The sequence below is a fragment of the Nitrosomonas sp. Nm33 genome, from assembly GCF_900107265.1.
Classification (GTDB): Bacteria; Pseudomonadota; Gammaproteobacteria; order Burkholderiales; family Nitrosomonadaceae; genus Nitrosomonas.
Genome location: NZ_FNPJ01000098.1, coordinates 1 through 8,488, shown reverse-complemented (window position 1 = coordinate 8,488; position 8,488 = coordinate 1). Strand labels below are relative to the sequence as shown.

6 protein-coding genes, 1 tRNA gene and 1 pseudogene are annotated in these 8,488 nt (G+C 44.2%); 4 read left to right on the top strand and 4 right to left on the bottom strand.

Translation table 11 applies throughout. The features are described 5' to 3' along the window. Positions 1-293: pseudogene (locus BLV54_RS16235) on the top strand (transposase); the annotation flags it as partial. 361 nt (positions 294-654) lie between these two features. On the opposite strand, the gene BLV54_RS13860 reads toward BLV54_RS16235, so the two are convergent. Then, on the bottom strand, positions 655-2,307 hold the full coding sequence (locus BLV54_RS13860) for an MFS transporter (protein WP_090572210.1): 1,653 nt from the start codon (positions 2,305-2,307) through the stop codon (positions 655-657). A gap of 109 nt (positions 2,308-2,416) precedes the next feature. Further along, positions 2,417-3,550: a Do family serine endopeptidase gene (locus BLV54_RS13855; protein ID WP_090572209.1), complete on the bottom strand. Its 1,134-nt coding sequence runs from the start codon at positions 3,548-3,550 to the stop codon at positions 2,417-2,419. Positions 3,551-3,608: 58 nt separating this feature from the next. Here BLV54_RS13855 and BLV54_RS13850 point away from each other — a divergent pair, with 58 nt between their 5' ends. Next, entirely contained in the window at positions 3,609-4,355 is a 747-nt protein-coding gene (locus BLV54_RS13850; protein WP_090572208.1) for a Nif3-like dinuclear metal center hexameric protein, read from the top strand. Between the two features lie 236 nt (positions 4,356-4,591). Beyond that, a complete protein-coding gene (locus tag BLV54_RS13845) occupies positions 4,592-5,827 on the top strand; it encodes a murein transglycosylase A (RefSeq protein WP_090572207.1) in 1,236 nt (411 codons plus the stop codon). Between the two features lie 166 nt (positions 5,828-5,993). Here BLV54_RS13845 and BLV54_RS13840 read toward each other — a convergent pair whose 3' ends face one another. Together BLV54_RS13840 and BLV54_RS13835 are read right to left on the bottom strand one after the other, a co-directional pair. Beyond that, entirely contained in the window at positions 5,994-6,707 is a 714-nt protein-coding gene (locus BLV54_RS13840) for a DsbC family protein (RefSeq protein ID WP_090572206.1), read from the bottom strand. Positions 6,708-6,752: 45 nt separating this feature from the next. Next, positions 6,753-7,925, bottom strand: a complete 1,173-nt coding sequence (locus BLV54_RS13835) for a UbiH/UbiF family hydroxylase (protein ID WP_090572205.1) — start codon at positions 7,923-7,925, stop codon at positions 6,753-6,755. 114 nt (positions 7,926-8,039) lie between these two features. On the opposite strand from BLV54_RS13835, the gene BLV54_RS13830 reads away from it, so the two are divergent. Beyond that, positions 8,040-8,115 (top strand) — tRNA-Met (locus tag BLV54_RS13830). Positions 8,116-8,488: the final 373 nt, after the last annotated feature.

Below are 8,488 nucleotides of genomic sequence, written 5' to 3'. Positions count from 1 at the left end.
ACGGGTATTGCGCCAAAGGAAGTTTATGTGGATCGGGGTTATAGAGGGCACGCGGTGACGGATACGGTCAAAGTATGGATAGCAGGAGCCAGGCGCGGCGTCACGGTGGCGATCAAAAAGAAGCTCAAGCGGCGCAGTGCGGTGGAACCCGTGATCGGACATATGAAAAACGATGGGCGTCTGGGGAGAAACTTTTTGAAAGGCACAGCAGGCGATGCTATGAATGCCTTACTGTGCGGTGCTGGCTATATAACTTGCGCAAGATTCTGCGCCAACTGGCGCTTTTGTGTGCTCGTTTGGGAATCAATATTAATCGGCTATTGATTGGCAATATGCCTAACCTACAACTTAGTAGTTGAGAAAAAGGGTTTTTCAGGGACGACGAATTTAGGTTAAAACGTTGATTGGTACTGTCACGGGGAACAAACTCCTTGAGCCTTGCCCGTTTGAGAACAGTGTAGATCATGGACCTTGAGACTCGAAAGCGTTCAGCAAGTTGGGACACTTTCCAGCAGCGAGTTTGGTAGAGCTGCCATAGCTCCTGACGGTCAAGTGGCGTAAGTCTTATATGTTTGTGCATGTTCATTTACAGTATTCTCCAGAATACTGTAAACAACGCTAGAAATTCTTATACCTTAAGTAAAGTAGCTTGGCTCAAGCACTACGGAAACGCGTGTGCTTAATGATGACAATAGCCAGTAAAGGCAGGATAAAACCAATAATAGTTACTGTTATCAATAGCACACCCAATTCACTATAATCAGCTGGAACAGATATTTCACCTGAAACTGGATCACTCACTTCGCGTGTAACAATAAAAATCTGATTCATATATTTAGTACTCAGTTGAGAAGCTGATAATGCAAGATTAGTAAACGATGCCATGACGGCAAAGAAAGTCGCTTTAAGTTTATCTGGTGCTGAGTTAGCGATCCATGCCAGCATAGGAATCATTGCAATCTGACCCAGTGGTGATTCCAGTGCCGTATCTATTATGGCGATAAAACGTGCGTCTACTATTCCCCCTGTTTGTGCTGCTGTCCACTCGTGCAAACCAAAGTACATACCAATGATTGGGAAAGACAATAAGGTACTGGCAATAGTAAGCGCACCAATAATATAGGCCATGGAGCGTTCTGCCATAAAACGGCGAAATATAAACATTCCCACCAATGTTAAGACAGCACCTATCAATGACAAGGTGGCAAGAAATTGCTGATCGAAGCCCAGTTGATCGATCATCCACCAGGTTACGCCTGCTCCTGGAGTAGGTAGCGCACGGAATATAAATATCAGAATGGCTGTACCCACCAACTGATTACGCGCTTCTGCATCAAGCTCACTGGAAAGGCGCCAGATTAGAAAAAGGATAATGGCCATTGATAAACAAAAAACAATTTCCTCCGCAGCAAAAGAACCACCGAGTCCGATACTTAAAGATACAATTGTAAACGCTGCACCACCGCCCAATATCCACCAATTAACCGGAGGTGCTTCGGTATGGATAGTCAATAATGCTTCAGCTTCTTTACGGCTAAGCCCCTGTACCACAAGGCGTCTCATATTTCGCTGTCGCAACCAGCTAGCCAAAAATACCCCGCAAACTGAGATAAATGGAATCACCAAGGCAAGTTGATAGACCAATAAATAGGCAGCGGTTCTACCTTCTTCTGGCATGGTACCTACATCGTGCATCAAAATAACATTAGCAATGGAAACAAGTACACTGCCGCCAATAATGGCCACTCGACCAAGAGTTTGCATCGTGACATGCATTTGTTTGCGCTTTTCTGAAGAAAAGGGCTCCCCATTTGCCTCTACACGCGGGACGGCTTCCACTGTCATGGCATCGGCCACTACATCTTGGAGAACATAGCCAATCGGAGCAAGTAAGGCTGCTGCTACATACCAACTCTCTACCGAGGCAACACTTTGCATGGCATCGGTATATCCAAGCAATCCGATCATGATGAGCAGACTTACCATAATCAAACTCGCTCCCAAATAGACCAACAGGCTTTTCCAGCGCCATATCAAGTCGACAAGATGGCCAACCGGCATTTTGAGCGCCCATGGCAATGCCATCCAGAATCCCAGCGCTGCCAGAAACTCTGCAGAAAGTCCTAACCGCTCTTTAACGTAAAATGTGCCAACAATTCCAGTCAAGCTAGAAATACCAGCAGCAACATAAACCATTAATGGAGGTAAATACGAAAGCCGCATTTCGCGACCCAGTGCAAATATATTGCTATCGAACCAACGATATAGTGCAGCCAGTGCTCTTGGATGTGGTGGTATAACCTTCATTTGGATTACCCTGTTTCTTCTGATCTATTTCTTCGAAAATATGGCTTCAGACATTAAGATCCAACCTGAGAAGCTTGTATGAGCTATTGATCCAAGCATGTTATCCCGATCAAGTGGGGCGTTTACCCACTTTAACATTAACTGATTTTTCCGAGTTATTACGCAATATCGTTAAGGCAACTGTTTTACCAGGTGTTAATGCAGCGACCAAGTTGAGCATTTCGGAAGAATCTGCAACTGCTTTTCCATTCACAGCAAGCAGGATATCTCCAGGTTTTATCCCTGCTTCATCAGCAGGACCATTTTTCAGCACACCGGCAATAAGTGCGCCTCCAGATTTTTTCAGCCTAAATGATTCTGCAAGTTCAGGTGTAATATCCTGCATACTCACACCTAGCCAACCACGTGTCACACTCCCAGCTTCGATAATTTGTTCCATGATCTGTTTAGCTGCATTGGCAGGGATAGCAAAGCCTATTCCCAGCGATCCACCGGTGCGAGAATAAATAGCAGTATTGATTCCGATCAAATTGCCAGCCACATCAGTAAGTGCCCCCCCTGAATTACCAGGGTTAATTGCTGCGTCGGTTTGAATAAAATTCTCAAAAGTATTGATTCCTACTTGGGACCGCCCTAATGCACCGATAATTCCCATGGTAACGGTCTGCCCAACGCCAAAAGGATTACCGATAGCGAGCACAATGTCGCCCACTCTTGCTTGCTCGGATTGACCAAAAGTGATGCTGGGTAAATTATCCAGATCAATCTTTAGTACGGCCAAATCACTTTCCGGATCAGAACCGATGATGCGTGCCTTGGCATTTCTACCATCAACCAATGCAACTTGGATTTCACTCGCAGCCTCCACTACATGATGATTAGTCAGGATATAACCTTCTGGACTAACTATCACGCCTGAGCCAAGACTGGAAGTACGCCTTGGTCTGGACTCAAAACGCTCACCAAAAAAACGCTGAAACATCGGATCATCCAGTAGCGGATGGGAAGGCATCCTGACTTCCTTACTGGTAAAAATATTGACAACCGAAGGCATTGCCATTTCTGCGGCAGCATTAAAGCTACCAGGCCGAGGTGTCACTTCAACGGACGCAGCCTCTTTGACCGTAGCCAACTTGCCACGTGGCGTCCACGGCAATAACTCAGGTCGGAGTGTGGAAACAACAAAGAAAATCGCCAGTAATACTGTGACCGATTGCGCAAAAATTAACCAAAGTTTATTCATATCAGCATATTAATCAGGGGTTACAATATAAACAGATATATAGTGATCAGGAACAAAAATGCAACAAGATGAGCTTGAAAATTATCTGAATCAATTACTGGATATTTCGCGCTTCCATGATTATTGCCCAAATGGACTGCAAGTGGAAGGGCGCGATCAAATTCATACTACAGTGAGTGGTGTTACAGCATCAATAGATCTGCTCCAAGCAGCTGTAGCCTTGCACGCTGATGCTGTCCTCGTGCACCATGGTTATTTTTGGCATGGCGAAGATAGGACGCTACGCGGTATAAGGCATCGACGCATAGCCTTATTGATGAAACACGAAATCAACCTTTTTGCCTATCACCTGCCTCTGGATGCTCACCCCGAATTAGGTAACAACACTCAATTAGGACAAAAGCTCGATTTTGTGACAATAGGTCACTTTGGAGAACAAAACATTGCTTCATACGGCCAGGTTATGCACGATATTTCTCTCAATGAGTTAGGTGAAAAAATATCACTAGCATTGGCACGCAAGCCATTAATTATTGGCGAACCAACCAAACAAATCCGCCGCATCGCCTGGTGCACCGGAGCTGCTCAAAGCTATTTCGAAGAAGCTGTCCAATTGGGTGTCGATGCATTCATTACAGGTGAAATTTCCGAACAAAATGTTCATGTTGCACGAGAATCCGGGGTCGCATTTATTTCTGCAGGACATCACGCAACTGAACGTTTTGGTGTGCAAGCGCTGGGAGAACATATTGCTCGGCAATTTGGCATCAAACACCACTTCATTGATTTAGATAATCCGGTATGATCAATACGTTTACAGTTTATAGAGAATTTCAATGCCAAAAGCATAGTAAAAATATGTCTAAGACCAGTCATTCTCCCTTCTTCTTGTCTTTGTCTTTTTTCTTAGGCAGAGTCCACCAGATGATAAAAATAAACAATCCCAATGCCAATGCTGCTTCAACTGCTAATATCCACATATCTCTCAGCTTGTTGTATAGTCAGAATTTATCTAAAAGTTATAACCTTAATTAAAATTCGATGCAAAACCAATCGATCTTACTTATTCTTGCACTCCTATTTTGGCCGCTAACAGCCTGCAAAACAGAGATCATTTCGCCGGCACCTGTACCTGCCAAAACACCATCTTCTTCAAATACAAGCGAGCCAGCCAAATCCGCTATTGTATCCCAAGTATCCCCAATATCTCCTAATATCAATCAGCTAAAAGCAGCTGATTGGTCTCAATTAAAAGAATGGGAACAAGACACACTTTTGCCAGCATGGACTGCTTTTTTACAAAGCTGCAATGCTTTAAATAAGCAACTATTGTGGCGAGAAACCTGTAAAAAAGCCAGCACAATCAAGCAACCTACTGATAACACCATCAAACACTTCTTTAAGCACCATTTTACCCCCTATCAGGTATTAAATTTGAATGGTAGTACTGAGGGATTGATTACCGGCTACTACGAGCCACTTCTTAAAGGCAGCCGCACCCCATCACAGCAGTATCGCTATCCACTTTATGCGCCACCTGATGAACTTCTTGTTATCGAGTTAGCTGATGTTTATCCAGAACTTAAGAATCTGCAATTGCGTGGTCGTTTAGAAGGACGCAAGGTGGTACCGTATTACAGTCGCGCAGAAATTGAGAATGAACCGACATCACTGAAGGGACGCGAGCTTATATGGGTCAATGATCAAGTTGAATTATTCTTTCTCCAGATTCAAGGTTCTGGTCGTATTATTATGGAAAATGGAGAAATTCTCAGAGTGGGTTATGCCGATCAGAACGGCTACCCTTATCAATCGATCGGAAAACTACTGGCTCAACGCGGTGAACTTCCCTTAGAAAGAGCTTCCATGCAAGGAATCAAGCAGTGGGGGCAGCAAAACCCCGACAAACTAACTGAATTACTGCATCAGAATTCACGGTATATCTTTTTCCGGGAGCTTCCTAACAATCTGTCTGGTCCAATTGGTGCGTTGGGTGTACCGCTCACCGCGGGGAGAAGCCTGGCTGTCGATCCTCGCGCCATACCGCAAGGCGCTCCCGTTTTTCTCTCTACAACCTGGCCTAACAGTAACAAACCGCTCAATCGACTGATGGTAGCACAGGATGCCGGCAGTGCTATAAAAGGTGGGGTACGCGCTGATTTCTTCTGGGGATTTGGCCCGGAAGCAGCAATCCAGGCCGGAAAGATGAAGCAAAAAGGAAAAATGTGGGTATTGTTACCCAAAAACTTCTCCTCACAACTTCAGGCTCAGAAATAAAGAAAGAATAATTCCATTTCCAAATCAAAGATAACACGAAGGCGAGCCGCAGACAGTATAAATAATACGGCAAGGTGAAGCCGACAAAGTTAGGTTTGATTTAGAAAAGGAATGAGTTATCTACTGTTTCTTGTGACGGAAGTAAAACTATACACTTTCATTCACTTTATTTTTTTACCGTGTCATTGAGTCTTTTCTCAATCTCTTCGGCAGGAATCATGCCTGATACAACTGATCCATCGGTGAAGATAAGTGTTGGTGTTCCGGTTACTTGATTTTTCTGTCCTGATTGAAGCAGTGTGTTCAACGGCGTTTCGCAGTCTTTCCCTGCTGGCGCAATACCTCGTAGCATAAAATCATCCCAGGCCTTTAGCCGGTCGGCCGAACACCAAATTGCCGTTGCAGTTGGCATCGAGTTTTTTAAGATAGGATAAAGCAGTGTGTAAATAGTAATATTATTTACCTTGGCAAGCTCTGCTTCCAATCTTTTGCAATAAGGGCAGTGTGGATCAGAATAAACGACCAGCGTCCGCTTGCCATCTCCCTTAACCGCCTTAATCCCCAGTTCCAATGGTAAAGTATCAATTGCTATCCGTCGTGCATCTCTGAGCTGCTGCATACGTTCACTAGTTAAACTCACTCGGGTTTTAGCATCGACTACATGCCCCACGAAAAAATATTCTGCCTTCTCGTCTGTGTAGAGTATCTCCCCTCCAATCACAACTTCATACAAACCCATATAGGGCGTTTTACGAAGGCTTTCGATCTCGGTACCAGGGAAATGTGTTTGGATCGTTTTTTTGAGCTGCGTTTCATCAGCCAAGGCGTGATCGAAAATGAAGCCTAACAGCAGAAACATAAAAAAGTGATGTAAACGCATGATTATCTTACTCCTGTTTAAAAAATTGGGATTTGGTATGCTCACTTAACTCAGTGCATGCTGCATCAGTCTGTTTTTTAATAATGGCAAGCGATTGGTAATTTCAAAACCCAAGTTCCGTAAACGAATCAATATCGGGTCTGTACTGCTAAACAATTTTTCCAGACCATCGGTTACAAATTCCATCGCTAAAATATCTTCCTTGCGTGCTCGCTCATAGCGACGGAGTAACATAAAATCGCCACAATCTGATTGCAAGCCTCGATTCATCAGAATGGCAGCCAATTCACGTGCATCACGCAGACCTAGATTGACGCCTTGCCCTGCTAGTGGGTGAATACCATGTGCAGCGTCACCAATCAGCACCAACCGTGGTTTCACGAGAGTTTTGACATGCACAAAATTCAGCGGGAAACCAACTGGGTCAGTTACCAGCCGGAACTTTCCAAGCGTATGATTTGCAGCTTCCGCTACCTGACAGCATAATGCTTCATCAGATAGGTCGCGTAATTTGCTAGCCTGGGATTCATGCGCTGACCACACCATGGATACCTGTTTATTGGGCAATGGCAATAATGCTAAAACACCATCTCGCCGGAACCACTGATATGCAGTGTTATAGTGGGAAATTTCAGCATCAAAATTGGCTACAATACCCACTTGGTGATAAGGATGTTGCGCCACCTCGATTTCTGCTTGTTTCCTTACCCAGGAATTAATCCCATCCGCTCCTACGACTAAGGCAGTTTGTAGCAAGCTACCATCTGCCAGTTGCAAATCGGCCGATGATTCATTCCACGAGAGCGAAACACATTGGGCTGGACAGAAAACTGTTACATTTTCATCAGCTACACTTGTAAGCGCATTCCATACGGCAGTTTGTAATTGCCGATTCTCAGCAATAAACGCCAACTCAGATAAACCACTCTCATAGGCACTAAAATCAAGCCTCGCAGCACCGTCGTCACCAAATACCTTCATCTCGTAGACTGGTGTAATACGTGCAGCTTCTACTTGCTGCCATAAGCCAAGCGTTTGAAGAAAAGCAGCACTACCTGGGCTGATAGCATAAATCCTGCTATCCCAGCTTGTATCATTTGGCAATGGAGTAGGCAAGCGCGATTCGATCAGCGCTATTTTTAGGCCACTTCCCTTAAGTGCCACAACCAGACTCGCACCCACCAAACCACCACCGATCACAACAATATCGAATTTCATAATTGGATTATACAGACGCTTTATCCTTGGGAATACAACAAATATGTAAACAAAATATCAAGTCAATCTTGACAGTATTCCCACTCCAAAGGCAAAATGTGCGTTTTATCTCATGGCGAATTAGCTCAGTGGTTAGAGCAGCGGAATCATAATCCGTTGGTCCGGGGTTCAAATCCCTGATTCGCCACCATTTCTTCATAGTTAACAAGGGTTAAGCGGCATAGATGTAATGTTTCGTAAATACCGCTGACGCAACTCTTCAACTAATACCCAGACTTACTAGCCCGATTTAGTTTAGCATTGACCATGCTAACACAGCAGAATTTCTACAAATAGTAAAAGCAGAATAGCTTCTATACGACAGCTTAGTTGGCGTGAGGTGTGCCAAGATTTATATTATTGACACATTGGTTCATTAATTTCAGAAACCTCTAAAACAAGCCATCAGCTAGAATTGATGGAAGTAAAAATATAGCCAATCACATATAAATTGATTATAATTTGTGAATGACCTATCCAGTATCATTTCGCCGTAAGGTATTATCCGTTCGAGAGAAGGATGG